Genomic DNA, 18,480 nt, shown 5'->3' with positions numbered 1-18,480 from the left:
CTGCTGCCCGCCTTCGAGGCGCCGTTTTGCCGGAGTGGCAACGGGAGTGGCGGGACCGGGCCACGACGGGCGACGGTGGGTGCATGACCGACAACATCGCAGCGGGATCGCCCGCGGCCGACGCCCCCTTGCCCGCCGACGGATACGTCGGAGACCCCGCGGTGCGGGAGGAGTGGGACAACCGGTATGCCGACCGACAACAACTGTGGAGTGGCCGGCCCAACGGCGCGCTCGTGGCCGAGGTCGACGGGCTCGTACCCGGACGGGTCCTCGACGTCGGCTGCGGCGAGGGCGCGGACGCCGTCTGGCTCGCGCGCGCCGGGTGGGACGTAACCGCGCTCGAAGTCTCGGGCGTGGCGCTGGGGCGGGCGGCCGGGCATGCGCGGGACGCCGGCGTCGCCGTTCGCTGGGTGCACGCCGCGCTGACGGAAGCGGTGCTCCCGCCGGCCTCCTTCGACTTGGTCTCCGCCCAGTACCCGGCCCTGCTGCGCACCCCGGACGCCGCAGCCGAACGAGCGCTGCTCGCGGCCGTCGCACCGGGCGGCGTGCTGCTGCTCGTACACCACGCGGGGATGGACACCCAGCAGACGCACGACAGCGAGTTCGACCCGGCCGACTACGTCTGGCCCTCGATGGTCACCGCGCTGCTCACCGACGGCTGGAAGGTGGAGGTGAACGAAGAGCGGCCACGCGTGGCGCCCGAGGGCGGCGCCGGCGCGCACCATACCCACGACCTGGTGCTGCGGGCGCGCCGACTGCGCTGAGGGCGCTACCGCTCGCAGCGCCGCCGCCCCGCACGCACCGCGCGCTCCCGCGGGACGGCCGCCGGCCGGGCAGCCGTCCCGAGCGCCGCTACCCACGCCCACGACACCACGCGGCCCAAGTCCTGTGCGTGCGCGCAAGTCGCGTTCGCGAGAGCCGCACACCAGCAGCGTCATGCCTTCGTCCCCGGCCGTGCCGCGCCCTCCGCCCAGGCGCGGGCGAACCGCTCGTGCGCGGGCGCCGGGACCGCGGCGGGGGCCTGTGCCGCGGCGGCGGGTGCGGGGCGCGGTGCCTTCGCAGCGGTCAACTCCCTGCGCACGGCGCGGTGGTGGTCGAGGGACCAGGAGTTCCAGCGGCGGACGGTGCGGTCGGCAGGGCGGTCGAAGGCGTGCAGCTGGAGGTGGAGGGCGGCCGCGTCACGGCTGACACCGAACGCCGACGCCACCTCGTCCACCAGGTCCGGCACGGCGAACAACGGGTTGGCCTCGTACTGGCCCGGCGGAACGGGGGTGGTGGCGGACCGGTCCGCCAGCCTGCGCAGGCCGGCGAGCAGATCGGCGGGCAGGTCCGTGAGGCGGCCGAGCAGGACGCGGGCGCCCTGCGCGGCGGGGTCTGCGACCGGGCGCTCGGCGAGCGCCCAGGCGGCGGCGGTGGCGGCGGCCCGCATGGCCCCGTCCCCCAGGGGCTCCTCCAGTCGGCCGGTGAGCAGGGCGGAGGCCCAGGTGTCCGGGAGCCCGTGGTCCGCGGCGAGGGCAGCGGCATGGCTGCCGTCATCGGTGTACGGGGCGCTGCCGAGCAACCGGTCCCAGGCGACGGCCATGCGGTCCGCGGCCGCGGTCGTCCCACCGGGGGCCCACAGCTCCGCCGGGTCGCCGGGCAGAGCCGCGGCGAGCACGGTACGCCGGCCCGCCGGACCGAGCCGCCGCCGGAACTCGTCGTACGCGCGGGGGGTGGACCGGTCCGCCCTGTACGGCTTGGAGCGGACCAGCTTGCGATGCGCACCGTAGTCGTCGCTGCCGGCGAATCCGTCGAGGACCAGCGCGGCGATCGGGCGCGGCACCCCGGTACGCCAGCGGAAGAGGTCCACGGCCACCTCGGGCACCGGCAACGGGCCCTGTTCGGCGAGCAGGGCCAGTAGACGGGGGAGCCGGTCGGTGTCGTCGGCGGCGACGGTGTGCGTGGTGCACTTCTCGGCGTCGTCGGGCACCGGATCGGCTGCTCGCTGGAGGAAGGGGGCGAGGCCGCCGCGCTCCGGCCCGGAGGCTACGGCGAAACCGTCCGCGCGCAGTGCGGCGATGCGCTGCTCAGGGGCCCGGCCGGTCCGCCAGGAGCTGCCGGCCTCCGCGAACGGCTGCCGGCTCCATACCCCCAGCAGTGCCGTGAGCGCCTGCCGCTGTTCGTCGGGGGTGGCCGCGACGACGGTCCGCCAGGCCACCGCATCGATCCGGCCGGTCAGCACCGCCCAGTCGGAGGGCGGCGCGGGCAGGGCGAGCACCCGCACCTCGTCGTCGATCTCGCCGCGGAGGTACCGGCCGTCGGCGGCGACCGAGGTGAGGAGGGCGGGCTGTGACCGCGGCTGCTGTTCCTCGTAGGCGTGCAGCGGGGGCAGCAGGCCGTGGAGGGCAGGGACGAGCCGGTTGTCCGGCGCCGGGTCGGGCAGGTCGACGACCGGCCCGGCCCGCATGACGGCGACCCGGCGGGACAGCTCCCGGCGGCGGTGCAGTACGTCGGCGGCGAGCCGGACGGCGCGGTCGACCCCTTCCTGGACCCGCGGGTCGGTCACTCCGGGCAGGGCGCTCCCGTCGCCCTGGTGCAGCAGCTCGCGCACCGCGGTGTCCGTGACCGTCCTCAGGACACGGGACGAGGGCTCGTCGCGCGGGGCGAGGAAGTGCCAGAAGGCGGGCGGCGGAACCGGCCCGGCCGGCTCGCCCAGAGTGTCACGGCTGCGGGTCCTGCCGCGGCCGTCGGGGAAGCCCTGGACCTGCCAGAGCAGCGAGTTGTCGGCAGCGGAGTGGCAGCGGATGGTGGTTTCACCGGCCAGGACGGCGTCCTCACCGCCGAGCGGCAGGGCAAGGATTCCCCAAGGGCGTCGGCCCCAGTTGCGGCTGCGGTAGGAGGCGGTACGGCCGTCGATGGACTCCAGCACGAACTCGCGGGGCGAGGGACCTGCGTACGGGGTGCGGTGGTCGACCCGGCAGCCGGTGAGGTTGCCCTTCCGGCCGAGCGGGGAGGGCGGGGCGCCGGGCGGCAGTGCGGCGAGGATCCGGTGGTCGGCGAAGGGCTTGGTGCCGGGCGGGGACCGGTCGGGGTCGTGGAAGGCGGGCAGGGTGCGGTCGGCGGTGGGAACACCCGTGGCCGGGTCGATGCGGGTCCAGCCGTCGCGGCGCTCGCTGAACACCGCGGTGCTCCAGAAGGCGTGGCCGTCGCTCATCTGGTAGTCGCGGGCGCCGATGCCCTCACGGCCACCCGCGCGCAGGACGCGCTCGCCGTCGAACCGGCCGCTGCAGTCCGGGGTTTCGAACTGGTAGCCGAGGCCGCCCTGGATGCTGCCGCCGTAGGGGCGCAGCCCGTACGTCTCTTCCGGGGTGAACCTCTCGCCGGGGCGGTCGGACCAGTAGGCGGTGGGGGAGGGATTCTCCTGGTGCACCTCGTTCCAGGCGACGAGGAACTGGCCGCCGACCCAGTGCACGGTGTGGCCGAGCGAGCACTCGGGCAGCTCCAGGGTGTGCTCCGCGCGCAGCCCGGCGTGGTCGACGGCACAGGCGCGGGACTCCCCGTACACGGTGAGCACCGGCCAGGTGCAGGTGACGTGCACGGCTTCGTCGGGGCGGAACGTGGCGAGAGCCTCGTCCAGGGCGGGCCAGCCCAGCTCCTCGGGGAGCCCGGCTCGCAGGGCGCGGGCCAGCGGGCCGGTGAGGTCGAGTGCGTCGAGGTCCTCCTCGATGCCGTCCAGGGCGACGGCGGTGGGCCGGTCGAGGAGCTCGTGCAGCTCGTCGACGGCCTCGTCGGCGGCGGCGAGCCCGCCCCCGCGCAGGGCTTCGAGCAGCTTCTCGACACGGGCGTGCACCTCGGCGGCAATGCCCGCATTGTGCGGGAGCCGGCTGATGGCGGTGCCGCTGATCGCGGTGCCGCCACGGGTGCGGAGCCCGGCGTGCACGGTCCCTTCCAGCCGGGGGCCGAACACCGGGTCGGCGGCGAGCGCCGTGAGGTCGCGCCGGGAGCGCTCACCCCAGAACGCGAGGCGGACCGCGGCCCCGGGGTCGTGGACGGGTATGCCCTCGGCGAGGCAGAGATCGAGCAGGTCGGCGTCCAGATGCGGCCACTGGTAGCGGTCCTCGTGCAGCCGGACCGGGGTGCCGCCCGCGCGCAGCCGCGGAGCGAACCGGCCCACCAGGTCGAAGAGTTCGGCGGGCATGGGCTGGCCGGTCAGCCCTCCGCCGGACGGGCGGTGGGAGTATCCGGCGGCGTACCGGCGCAGCCATTCGCCGAGGCCGCCCTCCGGGGAGATGTGCCCGGCCGCGGCCGCGTCGGCGGCACCGCACGCGACGAGCAGCCGCAGCCAGGCCGCCGCGTCGTTCTTCGACTCGGGAAACAGGTCGAGCAGGGCGTTGGCCTGCTCGTCGCTGGGCGGGTGGGCGGAGAGCGGGCCGACGGCCGCGTCGAGCAGCCGGTCGGGTACGGCCTTGCCGTGGGCCGCGGCCAGCACGCCACCCAGCACCCGGGCCTCCTCCTCGGTGCCGAGCCCGGCCGCACGGGCGGAGTCCCGGACCCGCCGGGCCAGGTCGGCGGGAAGCTCGCCGGGTGACGCCGCCCAGACGGTCAGCAGGCGGACGAACTCGCGGTGCGCGTCGACCGGCGTCAGGACACCGGCCAACCAGAGCGCCGCCCCGCTGAGTTCACTGCCGGGCAGCGCGCCGAACCGGGCGAACAACAGCTGATTCGCCCGCCGCCAGCCGGGATCGACCGGCAGCCCGTGGGTGCGTTCGGCGGCGCGTGCCTGCCCGTAGGCGCGGACGGCGGAGCGCCGGTGCGTCTCCAGCATCCAATGACCGATGGTGTCCCAGAACCAGGGCAGATGGGCAGCCGGCAGGCCCCGGGCCAGACGCTCCGCCTCGTCCACGAACCGGCCGGGCTTCCCCCACGCCCGGTGCCGGCCACTGCCCGCCCGCTCCAGCACGTCCCGGGCATCGCTCTCGACACCGGGCCCCTGAGCGCGCGCCCAGTCGGCGTACGTCTCGGAGCTGCGGTGATCGGCCGGGGGCGGGACAGGAGTTCCGGTGCTGCTCGTCATACGCATGATCTTGCCAGGCGGCACCGACAACGGGCCCTGAGGACCAGGAACGCCATGATCCGACGGGCCGCGCCGCTCCGGCCGACCTCGCGGTCCTCGGGCGCAGTGTTCCGCCGGGAGCGCGGCGGCGGGGACTGCGCCCTGGCGGCGAGGGGACGTCGTAGCCGCACCACCGGGACTTCTGTCAGGAGGTAACAGGCGTACGGGACAGGGCTGTGCGCAGCGCGAAGACGCCGAGCAAGCCGCCTGCCCCGAACCGCTGAGCGGTCACCACGCGCGGCCGGGCGGCCAAGAACCCCGATACCCGTGCCGCACTCAGCATGATCAGGCCGTTCACGGAGATCCCCACGAGGATCTGCACGCCACCGAGTTGCAGCAGTTGCGCCCACGCCGGGCCCGCCTGTGGATCCATGAACTGAGGCAGAAGGGCGGCATACATGAGAGCGATCTTGGGGTTGAGCAGATTGGTCAGGAGCCCCATCGCGAACAGGCGGGTGTCGGAGACGGGAGGGAGGTCCTGGGCCGGAGCGAAGGGGGAGCGGCCTCCGGGCCTGAGCATGTCCCAGGCCAAGTAGGCCAAGTAGGCGGCCCCGGCGAGCTTGACCACCGTGAACGCCAGGGGCACCGCGGCGAACAACGCGGACAGGCCGGCGGCCGCAGCGAGCAGGTAGCACAGGAATCCCACGGCGGTCCCGCTCAGGCTGACCAGGCCCGCCCTGCGGCCCTGGGTGATCGCGCGGGAGGCGAGGTGGATCATGTTCGGTCCCGGAGTCAGCGCCATGCCCAGTTCGACCAGCGCAACGCCCCCCACAGCGGTCCAACTGATCACGCGTCAACTCCCTTTCCTGCGCCGGATGTCCGGCGTCCGGTGGACGTCGCCCGGCGGTGACGGACGGCTGCGACGCACCGCAAGTGCCTGCGTCGCCCGCGTCAGGATACGGCCCTGCCCTTCGGTGCACTCGTGCCCCCTCACCCCAGTCGGCCGAGGGCAGGAGCGGGCCCCCGCTCACCTGAGAGGTGCGCGGCGCCATGCAGAGGAATGGGGTCCGGAAACGGGGGCAGGAGCGGGGGATGGCAGATCTGGCGTACGTTCTGGAAGCAGCTATGCGCCGTCGGCACTTCAGCACGCAGGCGCTCGCGGACCGTACCGGTATTCGCACCCCACGCATCAGAGTCTTTGTCCAGGACGGCGACGCAGGCCCCGTGCACCCCACCGAGCAGGAGCTCCGCGAACTCGCCGACGCCCTCGGTCTGTCCGTGGCCGAGGTCCTTCCCCGCACCGCCCACACCGGGAGGCCCGACGCGTGATGCCGGACCCGGCGGCACCGACCGCCCTCGCGTATCTGGCGCTGGCCCTGCCCGGCGCACTCCTGGCCGGACTCCTCGCTCTCGGACGCTACGAAGAAGTCCTCCTCACCCCGCGGACCGCTGCGCACCGGCGGCCGCATGCCCGGCACGCCCGCCGGTAGCGCGCACCGGCCCCGCTCGAAGCGCTAATCCCGGCGCCACTGAGCGGGAGAGTTCTTCGTCGCCGGGTCCTCGTACGAGCCGGGCCGTCCGCGGTCCACGTGGAAGGTGGTCAGGGTCGTCACCGGTGACACCGGGTCCCGGCGGTCGGCTATGACACGCATGTGGGTGCTGAAACGCGTGGGGGTCACCTCGTACACGTCGTATCCGTAGCGGTTGCCCTCGAAGTACTTCAGGTGCGGGTTGGCGGCACCCATGATCGGCCCGTTGGTCTGGTTCCAGGCCGCGGAGTAGGCGCTGGAGGTGACGGAGTGGGCCGTGAACTCCGTCCCGATCACCGGGGAGGAGGCGTCGTCGAAGTCGGGCCGGATGTCGTCCACGAAGGCCGAGTGCCAGTCACCGGTGATGACGACGAAGTCCTTCATGCCACTGGTGTGGATGTGGTTCAGGATCTCCTTGCGCTCGGCGAGGAAGCCGTCCCACTGGTCCGTGAACATGTACGAGCCGCCGGGCCTGCCGCGCAGTTGGCTCAGCATGATCGAGTTGGCCCACACGTGCCAGGCCTCCGGTGCCCGGTCCACCGTGCTCTTCAGCCAGGACTTCTGCGCAGTTCCCAGAATGGAACCGTCCTTGAGGTTCTGCGCCGAGCGGTAGGAGCGCAGGTCGAGCACGGTCAGTTCGAGCAAATCGCCCCAGCGCCGGACACGATGGATCTCGGGGTCCGGCAGTACGGCATGTCCGGCGTCGCGGTGCGGCATGTTCTCGTACCACGCCTGGTACGCGGCGGCCCGGCGCCGCACGAAGGGGGCGTCGCCCCCCGTACCCGAGTAGTCGTTCACCACCTCGTGGTCGTCCCAGGTCAGGAACCAGGGATGGGCGGCGTGCGCGTCGCGCAGGGAGCGGTCGCCCTTGTACAGGGCGTGGCGGCGGCGGTAGTCGGCAACCGTGAAGGCGGCCGAGCCCTCGTGGTCGCGGACATGATCGGCGGGCACGCCGCCGACCTTGCCGTGCTCGTACACGTAGTCGCCCAGGTGCACGACGAAGTCGACGTTCTCCCTGGCGATGCCGCGATGGGCCGCGTAGAACCCGTCGTGGAAGGCCTGGCAGTTGGCGGCCGCGAACCGCACGGAGGCCACGGAGCCCACGGGTGCCGTCCGGGTACGGCCGATCCGGCTCTGCTTGCCCAGGGCCGTGAACACGTACCAGTACCGGGTCGCGGGGCGCAGCCCGGAGACGGGCACGTGCACGCTGTGGCCCAGCGTGGCGGACGCCGTGGTCGTGCCGCGCGCCACGACCTGGCGCAGCTGGGGGTCCAGCGCGACGACCCAGCCGACCTCGACGATTTCCGACAATGGCTGTTGTGCCGCGAGCGGATCGGGGGCGAGCCGGGTCCACAGCAGTACGCTGTCGGACTGCGGATCGCCGGAGGCCACTCCGAGAGTGAACGGCGCCGGGTCGTAGTCCGCCCCGAGCGCTTCGGCTGCTTCGCGCGCCTGGGCGGGCGAGAGGCCCGCGCTCAGGGGCCAGGCGAGGTTGAGGGCACCGGCGGCACCGGCCGCCTTGAGCAGATCACGTCGGCTGAGCGCGGTCATTTCCGTCCTCGGGAAGTGTTCGGTGTGGCGGTCAGCGTGAGCGAAAGGGCGTCGGCGTAGCCGTCGTTGGACGTCCCGCCCGCGCGGGAGAAGACCAGCAGCACCCGCGCCGTACGAGCGCCGCGCGGCACCGTGGCGGTCACGGTGCGCTCGAACAGCCCGGTACGGGAGTTGCGTTCGCCCGCGGTGACGGGACCGAGCACGGACAGAGCCACCGGTGTTCCCGCGGCGTCCCGGAACTCAACCGACAGCCGGACGCCGTCCTCCTGTCCCGCGTACCCCCCGAGCCACCCGGAGAGCGTGTACCTGACCCCTCCGGCATCGACGGCCGCGTGTCCCGTCGAGCCGGTCGCAGGCAGGGCGACGGCCTGTACGAGTGCGGTGCGCGCACTGTGTCCCCCGGCGAAGAACCGGCTGCCGCGGGTGGCCGGGCCCGGGTCGGACGCCGTCGGGTATCCGCCGCCGAGACCATACGCGACGAGCGCCGGTCCCCCCTCTCGTATCTCCCAACCGGTCACCGCAGCGACAGGGTCGGCGGACCCTCCCGGTCCGCTCTCCGCGTCGCCGTTCACTATGAGATTCACGCATGCCTCCCGGCTCGTTCCGGCGTGCGCATTGCACCAGGCCTCCGTGAACAGCGGATGTCCCGGTCACGAACGCCGGGCGACTGCATGGCCGTTCGTGTGACTGCAACGTGTGGGGCGGCCGTCATGTGGGACAGCCGGGACGGGGTGCGGCGCCGGACGGAACCGGCCGACGCCCACAGGCCAATACGGACGTTGCCGAGTCCGGGCCCGCGATACCGACGACGTGCTCTACCGCCTCGCCCCGGTACACGTCCGGCATCCCGCACAGGCCGAGGGTCCTGCGGGTGACGCCAAACTCGGTGTAGACGGCGCTCGTTTCACCCGATGAGGGTCAGAAGGCGACCCCGGATGCCCCCGCCAACATTCCGAAGCCCAGCGGCACCACGAGCAGCACGTGCTGGGCGCGCGTGTGTCCGGCTCGCCGTGTCCAGGCCATGCACCCGGCTGTCGCGACTCCGCACACGGCGGAAAACAGCAGCGTGTCCGACCAGCTCACGTCGTCCCACGTAGAGGTCAGCAACTGCAGGACCGTCGTGGCTCCGCCGGACAGGGCGACCCCCGTCAGCACATCGAACCCGCTCAGCGCCGTGGGCTCCGGCCCGTTGCCCCTCAGGAAACGCCAGAGCTGGAGAAGGAGCACGCCCACGGTCACGCACTGCACGACTACAGCGAGAACGAACGCCCCCATGAACACGTTCTGCATGAGGTTTTCTCCTCCTCCCCGAGGGCCGATCAGCCGCCGCAAGCCTTGACCACGGCCTTGGTGCCGAGGGGACCGTTGCCCGACGAAGAATTCTACGTACATCGCGAGATCGTTCACATGGCCACCGACACCACTGCGGCGGGGCGAGGAAGTTGGCGCGGTACGGCGGCCGGGCGCTCAGAGGAGGTGGACCGAGGCGCCCCGGGTGAGGTTCTCGAGAATCGTGCGCAGCCAAGGGCCGCGTCCAGCCGGCAGCCGGACCAATGTGTGCTGGAACGTTTACCAGTCGCTCGCATGAGACGGCGGGGCAGCGGCGGGAACGGGTGGTCGCGCCGTATGTCCCTGGCTGTGCGCTCCGGTGCGGGAACCTTCGGACAGGTCTGGGGAGCGGCCAGCTGCAGCCACACCCCCAGCGGCAGGGGCACGGGATACGCCGAAGGGTTCTTTCGGCCAGGAAGCGGGCAGTGCAATGCCAGGGGGCCCATGGCCCGCCTTCATTGGGGCACTTCGTGTGTCCCGTAGGGGTGGGACCGGGGCGAAGGTGTCTGCACTGCCCGCTGAGTATGAGTAGCATCCGGCTATCCACCGGCCCCCTTTGTGAGAGCGAGCGACTATGTCGTTGAGCACCACTCCCATCCAGAACCAGTACATGCAGCAGCTCGCCGACGACCTGGCGAGGAACACCGAGGAGCAGGAAAGGGCCCGCGCCCAGATGGAGGAGGCGCAGAATCGTCTCGCCGTCCTGGCGCAGGAGTACACCTGGCTCGAGACCATGCGCGCCCAGGCCGCAGCCGCCCAGGCCACCCCGGCCGCTGACGTTCCGGCCGCCGACGATGCTCCCGCGGCTCCCGCCGCCGACGATGCCCCTGCGCCTCCCTCCGCCGAGGAAGCCACCGCCCAGGCACCGGTGAAGGCCGGGCGGACCCGGAGGAAGGCCGCGAAGCCGCAGAACGAGACCGCCGCCACGGATCTCCCGGCACCCGCGGATGCCCCCGCGGACAACGGCGGGCCGGAGGCTGCCGAGCCGGCCGGGGCGACACCCGCCGAGGGCCCGAAGAAGCGTGCCGCGAGGAAGCCGACGGCGCAGAAGGCCGCGAAGAAGGTCCCCGGCCAGCGGGCAACAGCGGCGAAGGCGGTCCCCGCCGGGCGGACCAAGCGGGGCCCGTCGCTGGCCGAGCTGGTCGCCCCGCTGCTCAGCGCGGACACCCCGCGCTCGACGAAGGAGATCGTCACCGCGCTCAAGGAGCTCCACCCCGAGCGCTCCACCAGCGACCAACTGGTCCGCAACGCCATCAACACCCTGATCAGCCGGGGCAAGGCGCAGCGGCTCCAGCAACAGAACTCGGTGTTCTACACCGCTGCCTCGCCTCAGGACGAGGGTGTGGAGGCGGCCGCACGGTGAAGCACGGGCCGGCCCGGCACTGGTTGGCTGTCCTCGTGTGCAGCAGGACTGCCGGCCGGGACAGCGGGGTCGTTGCGTGAGCGGAGGTATGAGCACGCGCCACGCCTCGGGTCGACGGCTGCGTGCTGGAAGCACGTGCCGCGCCTCGGGCTGGTCGGCGTGTCCAGTGCGGTATGCCCTTTCCCGCCCTGGCTGATCGTCAGCGAGGTGCCCAACCCGGCCGTCACCGGTCCCATCGGGCACCGTTCGCGTCCTCCCGGGGCGGCATACCAACATGTGGCCGGCCCCACGGCGTACGGTCAGGCCTCCTGCGCAGTGGCGGCCGGGCGCGCTTGACGTCGCAGACCGGCGGACGCCGGACGGTGGACCGGCAGGTTCCGAGGGCACGGGAGACGCGGGCTCGATCACCGAACCGTGGCAGACACCGTTGACTGCCTACGTCCACCAGGTGCAGGCCGTCGGCACCTGGTAGGCCGACTGCCACGGAGCACCCGCCGTGGTCGAGAAGGGCGACGTCATCGCCGTCACCGGCAAGACCCACCCGCGCGGTGGGGGCATGCGCCGAACTCGGTTGACGGACAAGCAGGAAGGCGCTCAGGGCCGGTAGGTCACCTCGATCAGACCAGCAGCGATGAGCGCCCAGGCGCCGCACCCGATCAGCCAGATCATGTCGGCCAGCACCCCGGCGACGACCAGAGTGGCGGCCGCCACGAGAAGAGCGGCAACCACACGGCGCAGCTCGGGGATCACTTTCATGCGCGGGCCTCCGGGGCGGTGACCGCTCGGCCACCGACCGGCTCCCGGTCGGTGGATTCCTGGGCGGCCGGCGCACCGGCCATGAAACAAGTGCAGCCTGCGGCCACGTAGCCAGTATCGGCCGCCGCTGAGCCGTGCAGCGGATCCTGACGCGCCTCTGACGTGTCTTTGATGCGGTGCCAACGCGAATACCGTTCCACCCTCGCCCTCCTCCACCACGACCTCAGCGAGGGCAACCTCCGCCACAACGACCTCGCCTGCTTCTCCGGCGTCGTTTACGGCCCCGAACGCGGCGCCTTCCTCGCCCCCTTGCGGCTGCCCGCCCGGAGCACCTGAACCAGAACACCGACAGCCGGAAGGCGTGCCCTCGTACCGCGAAGGGCAAGCCCTCCGAGCACTGGTCCCCCGCAGCGACAGGCGGACGCAGCTCCAACCCGAGGAAGAGCGACCTCGTGGGGGGGCCGTGCCGTTCGGGCAGGAGCGGGACGAGGCGGAGGGGGCACTGCGGCCCGCGCTCGTCGAAGGCGTCGACGCCCTCAAAACAGGCGGCCCGCCCTGTCGACGGGCCCGCGCATTTCGGGGTACAAGCGTTCGTTTAACCTTGCAGTGTCCGCTGACGGTGGTTCCCGGTCCCAGGAAGGCCTCTATGCAGCATTCGGCTCCGAGGGCGGCGCGTCATGGGTGAGGTCGTGCTCACGGCGGCCGGGCTCTACGTGATCGTCCTGCTGAGGGCCGGAGGGACGTACGCCGTCGGACGGCTCGCCCACGCAGGGGCGAGGCGCAGCAGGTTCGCCGAGCGGATGTCCGAGCCCAAGTTCCAGCGGGTGGAACGCTCGATCCAGCGGTGGGGAGCGCCCGCGGTGGCCGTCTCGTTCCTGACGGTCGGTTTCCAGACCGCCGCCAACTTCCTCGCGGGCACCATGCGGATGCCGCTGCCGCGCTACCTTCCCGCCCTGTTCCTGGGCGGAGCGGCGTGGGCGCTGGTGTACGCGACGGTGGGGGCCGGCGCGCTGAAGTTGCTGGTTCGGCTGTTCGCCGGGAACACGGCCGCCGCTGTCGGTGTGGTCGCCGCTGTGCTTCTCGTGGTCTGCGGTGTCGTGGTGTACCGCCGTCGCAGAAGCACCGCGCGCGCGGCCGACGACGCCTGAACGGTCAGGTGCGCCGGGCGCGTGCCGCCGCGACGGCGGTGGCGGCCGCGAGTGCTCCGGCCAGCGCCAGCGGCAGCCAGCCGTTCCGCAGACTCCGGGCCGCTGCCGTCCGTCCCGTCACCTGCGCCCGGTCGTCCTCCGCTTGCGCCGCGAGCCGTTCCACCAGGTAGAAGAATCCGAGATCGTGCACAAGTACTCCCTCGCTGCCGCGTCCGGTCGGCGCCCGCCTCCCGAAAGTGACTTGTTCCCGGTCGACGCCGTGTGAATCGCGATAGGGGAGAGCGGCTCCCCGTTCGGCCTTGCGGGCGGGCCGGGCCCCGCCGAGGGAGAGGGCGGGCGGGGATTCGGTCCCATGTCCCGGGGCATGAGCACTCCACGACGGCCCCGGAGCGGTCCGGGGGGAGGAGGCTCAGCATGGAGGCACAGTCGTCGGTCGAGTTGGCCAAGATGTGGACGTCGGGGACGGGAGCGACGGTGTTCATCATCGTCTTCGCCGTCTTCGCGGTGGCCCTGGTGGCGTTGTTGCTCCGGCGCAGAAACCGCTGACACGCGCGTACGGGCAGTCCGCTGACGCGCGCGTACGGGCAGTCCGCCTCGGTCGGTGCGACTGCCCGTACGGCGTCGGTGCGACTGCCTGTACGGCGGGGCCTGACGCAGTGCTCCGTGGAGAGGCGTTCAGCACTCCCCGCGCCAGACCGCCTTCGTGACGGTCACCCCCTCCGCGAAGTTCAGCTTGTAGTGGTCCGGGTCGGGGCTCGGGTTGTAGTGCAGGCACTGTTCGTAGGTGGCGCCCTGGTAGGTCCAGGTCAGCTGCACGTGGTCGGCGTTCGGGTAGGGAATGCCGTTGTTGAAGGCGGAACGGGCGGCCACGCTTCCGGTCCAGTTCCCCTTCGTCTTCACCAGCAGCTGACCGGTCTGGCCCTCCCCCGCGTACAGGCAGAAGTACTCCTTCTCGCAGCCGGGCGGGTTCGGTTCCGCGGCGGCCGCCGGGGCCAGGGCGAGCGAGGCGGCGAAGAGCGCGGAGACGGCGACGGGGACGGCGACGAGGGCGCGGAGGCGCGGGGGCATGTGTGCTCCAGGTGTGGTGGCGGTACGGGGGCTGAGGTTCCGCTTGTGAGCGGTGGAAGGCCGCACGGTGTGCGTGACCGCTTTCACGATCCCGGTGGAAGGATGTGTTCCGGGGGGCTGATTTCGCCTTTCTCCGCATCGGAACGGTCCCGCTCCGCCCCAGCTCAGGGCGTCCCCGCGGGGCGTGCCGGGCTCCGGTCCTGCTCTTTTTTGGCGTGTTCCTGACCGCATGGAAAGCAATTCCCGGGGAACGGCCGGGAGTTGCCCGGGCGCCGGATGTCACTTTGAGGGACGTCAGTGACCACACGGGTCACATTCCTTTCACCTTGGGGACGAAGTGTCAGCCTCCCGTAGATCCCGTACGCCCCGCATGCCCCGTACGTCCGACGGCTCGCCCGCAGCCGCCCCCTCCGGCAGACCCCCGCGGTCCCGAGTTCCCGCCGCCCCGGTCAGGTCCGCCCGCGTGCTGGCCGCCGCCGCGCTCGCCCTCGTGCTCGGCGCGTCCGTGGTGAGCCCCGCACTTGCCGCCCCTCCTCCACCGCCGCCCGGCGGCTCGCACTGGGGTGACAACGGCCGGGCCGCCATGCCGCCCGTGCGCACCGGCAGCACGGTCGCGCCCCGATCGATACCGTCGGCTCCGCCGCCGAGCGGCATCGTGCGCTACGTCCCGCGTGACCAGGGCGACGTGCCCTGGCACCGGATCTCCAACTTCCGCATCACCGACTCCCTCGTCGGCAGGGTCAGTTACTCCACCGGCAACCTCATGCTCGCGGCCACCGACTTCGACGTGAGCGGCGTGGGCCAGTCGCTGCGCCTGACCCGTACGTACAACTCCTTCGACGCGCCCTCCGGGCAGGTCTCCTCACCGTGGTGGCTGGGGTACGAGCGCCGCCTGGACCTCACCTTCACCGGCATGGTCCTGCACTACGACGAGTCCGGCGCCACCGTGGAGTACACCAAGAACGCGGACGGCTCGCTGGCCACGCCGACCGGGTACTCCAAGGACCTGGTGCAGAACGCCGACGGCACGTACACCCTCACCGACCGCAAGTCCGGCACCGCCGACACCTACGACGGCAGCGGCCGGCTCACGAAGATCACCGACCCCAACAAGGGCGAGATCACGGTCGCCACACACAGCGCCGACGGCGACGACACCGGGTTCAAGGTCACCGAGACGCGCTCCGGGCGCTGGGTCGACCTGGTCCGCTCCACCGCCACCCGCTGGCAGGCGACCGACCACACCGGCCGCACGGTGGGCTACGAACTCGACGCCGCAGGCGGCAACGTCGTACGCACCACGGACACCGAGGGCAAGGCGACCCGCTTCGGGTACGACGCGGACGGCCGCCTCATCAAGGTGACGACCCCGCAGAACCGTTCCACCTCCTTCACCTACGACGCAGAGGACCGGGTCACCTCGATCCGCCGATACGCCGAGGGCGCCACCGGCGGGCCGACGTACACGTACACCTACAGCGCGCCGCAGTCGTACGAGGCGGGCACCACCAAGGTCACCGACCCCCTCGGGCACACCACGACGTACGACCACAACGCGGACGGCGAGGTCACCAAGGTCCTCGACGGCCTCGGGCACACCCGCTCGACGACGTACCAGAACCACCTGGTGCAGACCGCCACCGACGCCATGGGCACCGGCAGCGGCGGCATGGGCGGCAACGTCACCACCTACGGCTGGGACGCCCGCAACAATCCCGCCTCGGCGAAGCTGCCCACCGGCGCGACGGCCACCGGGAGCTGGCAGACCGTCGCCGGCACCGAACGGCAGAAGAACAGCACCGGCGCGGACGGCCAGAAGACCGACTACACCTACGACGGCGCGGGCAACACCACCTCCGTCGCCACCCGGGGAACCGGCGGCGCGACCGTCACCTTCACCTACAACGAGGCCACGCCCACCTGTGGCGGCTTCCAGGGCCAGCGCTGCACGGCCACCGACGGGAACGGCAAGAAGACCTCGTTCCGCTACGACGCGAGCGGCAACCTCCAGACGGTCACCCCGCCCGCTCCGCTCGGCGTCACCAGGTACACCTACGACGCGCTGGGGCGCACCGCGACGGCCACCGACGCGCGTGGCGTGAAGACCCTGTTCACCTACGACAAGCGGGACCGCATCACCAAGGTCGACACCTCCGGATACGCCACCGTCACGTACACCTACGACGGCGACGGCAACATGTCCTCGCGCACGGACGCGACCGGCGTGCAGACCTACCAGTTCGACGCGCTGAGCCGCGAGACGATCCGCACCCTCCAGGACGGCTCCCAGACCGTGCTGGCCTACACCGCGGACGGCGACGTCGACACCTACACCGACCCGGGCGGCGTCACGGACTACGCGTGGGACGCCGCGGGCCGCCTGGAGTTCCTGGTCGACCCGCAGGGCAAGAAGACGACGTACGAATACAACAACAACGACCAGCGCACCAAGACCACCTACCCCGGCGGCACGGTGCAGAGCCAGCGGCTCGACAACTCGGGGCGGCCCGAGAACATCCGGGCGATCGCGCCCTCCGGCGTCGTCCTGAGCGACCTCTCCTACACCTACGGGTACGTCGCGGGCGGCCAGTCGCTGGACGGCACGAAGATCCGTTCCCGCACCGACAACCTCACCAAGGCGCACACGGCGTACTCCTACGACGACACCGGCCGTCTCTCCCTCGGCGCCGAGACGCTCACCTCGGGGACCCGCACGTCCTGGCAGTACTGCTTCGACGGGGCCGGGAACCTCGCCTCCCAGGGCGACGCGCAGGGCTGCCCGGCCGCCACCCGGTACACCTACAACGACGCCTCCCAGCTGACCGCGAGGAACGGCGTCACGACGGGCTGGTCCTACGACAGGGCGGGAAACGAGACGGCGGGCGCGCCCACCGCCGAGACGGCGCGCAGCGCGGAGAAGTACACCGACTTCCACCAGCTCTCGGCCGTGACGGTCGGGTCCACGTCCTACACGGGCGCCTACGCGAGCACCGACAGCAGTGAGCGCACCCGGTTCGGCGACACCGTCTTCCACAACGGCCCGCTGGGCCTCTCGGGCCAGACGGTGGGAGCCAAGGACACCGAGTTCATCCGCGAACCGGGCGGCACCCTCAACTCGGCGCGCACCGGCGGCAAGAGCTACTACTACCTGACCGACGTACTGGGCTCGGTCATCGGGCTGGTCGACGAGGCGGGCAAGCGGGTCAACACCTACCACTACACGCCGAGCGGGGTCGCCAGGACCGGCACCGCCGAGGCCGTGCCGCAGCCGTACCGCTTCGCCGGCGGCTACCAGGACCCGACCGGGCTCTATCACTACGGCGCCCGCTACTACGACCCGGTGCTCGGCCGGTTCACCCAGCCCGACCCCTCGGGCCAGGAGAAGAACCCCTACCTGTACGCCGAGGGCGACCCGCTGAACAAGATCGACCCGTCCGGGCTGGTCACCGGGTCGATCAAGGGCGAGGTCTGCTACGGCCTGTGCATCGGGGTCGGCGGCAAGACCGACGGCAACCAGATCAAGCCCACGCTCAGCTTCGGCTTCGGCTCGCCCGGCGCGAGTCTGGGCATAGGCGCGGACACCGGGGACATGGACAGCGGCGGCCAGGTGGGCGCCTCCTGCGGCTTCGGCACCGGCAGCGTCACCGCCGCCACGAACGGGCAGAGCGTGGACTTCGGACTCGAGACGGGCGGCAGCACCGGCAAGTGCTCGGCGACCGCGGAGTACACCTTCTAGGAACTCCGTCTCCCTTGCCCGGACCCGGCCCGGAGAACGCGTTCTCCGGGCCGGGTCCGGGCATCCCGCTGTGCATGAGCACTCACCGAGGACACGTGGTTCGGGAGCTCGGCCCGCCACCGATACGGACCGGCAGTGGCCACGGGTGCCATTCCCATGGGTGCGGACATGCTCGGGGGGCGCCGGAATGCGCTACTGCGTGGCGGCCCGCAGTTGGGCCATCTCCGCCCGGATGGCGGGAAGTTGCGCGTAGAGCGCGTCGCCGGGGCAGCGCGTCTGGTAGGTGTCGCGGTGGCCCGCCACGGTGTGCAGATAGACGACCTCACCCCGCCGGTAGCGGCTCTCGTCGTTGCTCGAAACCATCCGTACCCGGCCCCGCGGGTCCACGGCCCGGTCGAGTTTCCACGCACCCACCTTCGCGATCCCCTTGATCAGTGCATCGGACCCCGGCACACCGGGGTCGAAAGTACCGAGGGCCGCGATCCCCACGCTGTGGGCATTGAAACCGGTGGTATGGGCCCCGAGCGCGGAGCGACCGATACTGCCTGCCCTGCCCTCGTAGATGGTCCCGCAGCGGTCGACGACGAAGTTGTAGCCGATGTCGTCCCAGCCCTGGTCGCGGATGTGTGCCTCCTCCATCGCCCGCAGCATCGCGGGGGCGTCGGCGCAGGAGTATCCGTTGGTGTGCCCGGTGTGATGGATGAAGACGGCTTGCACGGTCCCGGTGGACGTCGCGACGTCCTTCGCCATGCTCTCGTCGGCATGCCATGTCGCGCGGCTCACGACCGGGGGCCGCAGAGCTCCGGACAGCAGCGCGGGCTCCGGAGCCGAGAGCCGTACCGGCGAGTCGCGGAACAACAGGAGAGCCAGCGGCACGGTGATGGCGCACGCGGCGGTTCGACGTAGCCACATAGGGCTCACTCTGCGGCCTGCTCAGAAGTTTCGTAGGTGCCCGTGGTCAAACGGGT

17 protein-coding genes are annotated in these 18,480 nt (G+C 72.0%); 8 read left to right on the top strand and 9 right to left on the bottom strand.

Annotated elements, in window-relative coordinates; all coding sequences use genetic code 11:
* Positions 1–83 precede the first annotated feature (83 nt).
* The gene (locus HNQ79_RS25020) at positions 84–764 is read left to right on the top strand and encodes a class I SAM-dependent methyltransferase (RefSeq protein ID WP_185034795.1); all 681 of its coding nucleotides are present in this window, start codon (positions 84–86) and stop codon (positions 762–764) included.
* A gap of 170 nt (positions 765–934) precedes the next feature.
* Here the strand turns inward: HNQ79_RS25020 and HNQ79_RS25015 are convergent, their stop codons facing one another.
* Positions 935–5,053, bottom strand: coding sequence for a hypothetical protein (locus HNQ79_RS25015; protein WP_185034793.1), 4,119 nt, complete (start codon positions 5,051–5,053; stop codon positions 935–937).
* 184 nt (positions 5,054–5,237) lie between these two features.
* Positions 5,238–5,882 (bottom strand): LysE family translocator, encoded by a 645-nt coding sequence (locus HNQ79_RS25010; protein WP_185034791.1) that lies wholly within the window; start codon positions 5,880–5,882, stop codon positions 5,238–5,240.
* A 242-nt stretch (positions 5,883–6,124) separates the two neighbouring features.
* Between HNQ79_RS25010 and HNQ79_RS25005 the strand changes: the two genes are divergently transcribed.
* Both HNQ79_RS25005 and HNQ79_RS25000 read left to right on the top strand, forming a co-directional pair.
* Positions 6,125–6,361, top strand: a complete 237-nt coding sequence (locus HNQ79_RS25005) for a helix-turn-helix domain-containing protein (RefSeq protein WP_185034789.1) — start codon at positions 6,125–6,127, stop codon at positions 6,359–6,361.
* The gene (locus HNQ79_RS25000) at positions 6,358–6,522 is read left to right on the top strand and encodes a hypothetical protein (RefSeq protein WP_185034787.1); all 165 of its coding nucleotides are present in this window, start codon (positions 6,358–6,360) and stop codon (positions 6,520–6,522) included. The genes HNQ79_RS25005 and HNQ79_RS25000 overlap by 4 nt, the downstream gene beginning before the upstream one ends.
* Positions 6,523–6,546: 24 nt before the next feature.
* Here the strand turns inward: HNQ79_RS25000 and HNQ79_RS24995 are convergent, their stop codons facing one another.
* The 3 genes from HNQ79_RS24995 to HNQ79_RS24985 form a co-directional block, all read right to left on the bottom strand.
* On the bottom strand, positions 6,547–8,112 hold the full coding sequence (locus HNQ79_RS24995; RefSeq protein WP_185034786.1) for an alkaline phosphatase D family protein: 1,566 nt from the start codon (positions 8,110–8,112) through the stop codon (positions 6,547–6,549).
* On the bottom strand, positions 8,109–8,696 hold the full coding sequence (locus HNQ79_RS24990; RefSeq protein ID WP_185034784.1) for a phosphoesterase: 588 nt from the start codon (positions 8,694–8,696) through the stop codon (positions 8,109–8,111). The genes HNQ79_RS24995 and HNQ79_RS24990 overlap by 4 nt, the downstream gene beginning before the upstream one ends.
* A 334-nt stretch (positions 8,697–9,030) precedes the next feature.
* Entirely contained in the window at positions 9,031–9,402 is a 372-nt protein-coding gene (locus tag HNQ79_RS24985; RefSeq protein WP_185034782.1) for a hypothetical protein, read from the bottom strand.
* Between the two features lie 619 nt (positions 9,403–10,021).
* Here HNQ79_RS24985 and HNQ79_RS24980 point away from each other — a divergent pair.
* Complete coding sequence (locus HNQ79_RS24980) at positions 10,022–10,804, top strand: hypothetical protein (protein WP_185034780.1); 783 nt, start codon at positions 10,022–10,024, stop codon at positions 10,802–10,804.
* Between the two features lie 594 nt (positions 10,805–11,398).
* Here the strand turns inward: HNQ79_RS24980 and HNQ79_RS24975 are convergent.
* Positions 11,399–11,560, bottom strand: a complete 162-nt coding sequence (locus HNQ79_RS24975; RefSeq protein WP_185034778.1) for a hypothetical protein — start codon at positions 11,558–11,560, stop codon at positions 11,399–11,401.
* A 171-nt stretch (positions 11,561–11,731) separates the two neighbouring features.
* Here HNQ79_RS24975 and HNQ79_RS24970 point away from each other — a divergent pair, with 171 nt between their 5' ends.
* Together HNQ79_RS24970 and HNQ79_RS24965 are read left to right on the top strand one after the other, a co-directional pair.
* Positions 11,732–11,896: a hypothetical protein gene (locus HNQ79_RS24970; protein WP_185034776.1), complete on the top strand. Its 165-nt coding sequence runs from the start codon at positions 11,732–11,734 to the stop codon at positions 11,894–11,896.
* Positions 11,897–12,237: 341 nt separating this feature from the next.
* Complete coding sequence (locus HNQ79_RS24965) at positions 12,238–12,708, top strand: DedA family protein (RefSeq protein ID WP_185034774.1); 471 nt, start codon at positions 12,238–12,240, stop codon at positions 12,706–12,708.
* Between the two features lie 4 nt (positions 12,709–12,712).
* Here HNQ79_RS24965 and HNQ79_RS24960 read toward each other — a convergent pair whose 3' ends face one another.
* Complete coding sequence (locus tag HNQ79_RS24960) at positions 12,713–12,898, bottom strand: hypothetical protein (RefSeq protein ID WP_185034772.1); 186 nt, start codon at positions 12,896–12,898, stop codon at positions 12,713–12,715.
* A 224-nt stretch (positions 12,899–13,122) separates the two neighbouring features.
* Here HNQ79_RS24960 and HNQ79_RS33950 point away from each other — a divergent pair, with 224 nt between their 5' ends.
* Positions 13,123–13,254: a hypothetical protein gene (locus HNQ79_RS33950; RefSeq protein ID WP_260421776.1), complete on the top strand. Its 132-nt coding sequence runs from the start codon at positions 13,123–13,125 to the stop codon at positions 13,252–13,254.
* 129 nt (positions 13,255–13,383) lie between these two features.
* Here the strand turns inward: HNQ79_RS33950 and HNQ79_RS24955 are convergent, their stop codons facing one another.
* Positions 13,384–13,776, bottom strand: a complete 393-nt coding sequence (locus HNQ79_RS24955) for a peptidase inhibitor family I36 protein (protein WP_185034770.1) — start codon at positions 13,774–13,776, stop codon at positions 13,384–13,386.
* 583 nt (positions 13,777–14,359) lie between these two features.
* On the opposite strand from HNQ79_RS24955, the gene HNQ79_RS24950 reads away from it, so the two are divergent.
* Positions 14,360–17,512: an RHS repeat-associated core domain-containing protein gene (locus HNQ79_RS24950; RefSeq protein ID WP_185035016.1), complete on the top strand. Its 3,153-nt coding sequence runs from the start codon at positions 14,360–14,362 to the stop codon at positions 17,510–17,512.
* Positions 17,513–17,704: 192 nt separating this feature from the next.
* On the opposite strand, the gene HNQ79_RS24945 is transcribed toward HNQ79_RS24950, so the two are convergent.
* A complete protein-coding gene (locus HNQ79_RS24945) occupies positions 17,705–18,424 on the bottom strand; it encodes an N-acetylmuramoyl-L-alanine amidase (RefSeq protein ID WP_185034768.1) in 720 nt (239 codons plus the stop codon).
* Between the last annotated feature and the right edge of the window lie 56 nt (positions 18,425–18,480).

Source organism: Streptomyces candidus (assembly GCF_014207445.1).
In the GTDB taxonomy this organism is placed as follows: Bacteria; Actinomycetota; Actinomycetes; order Streptomycetales; family Streptomycetaceae; genus Streptomyces; species Streptomyces candidus.
The sequence above is the reverse complement of the archived record's forward strand: the minus strand, read 5'-3'. Positions and strand labels throughout refer to the sequence as shown.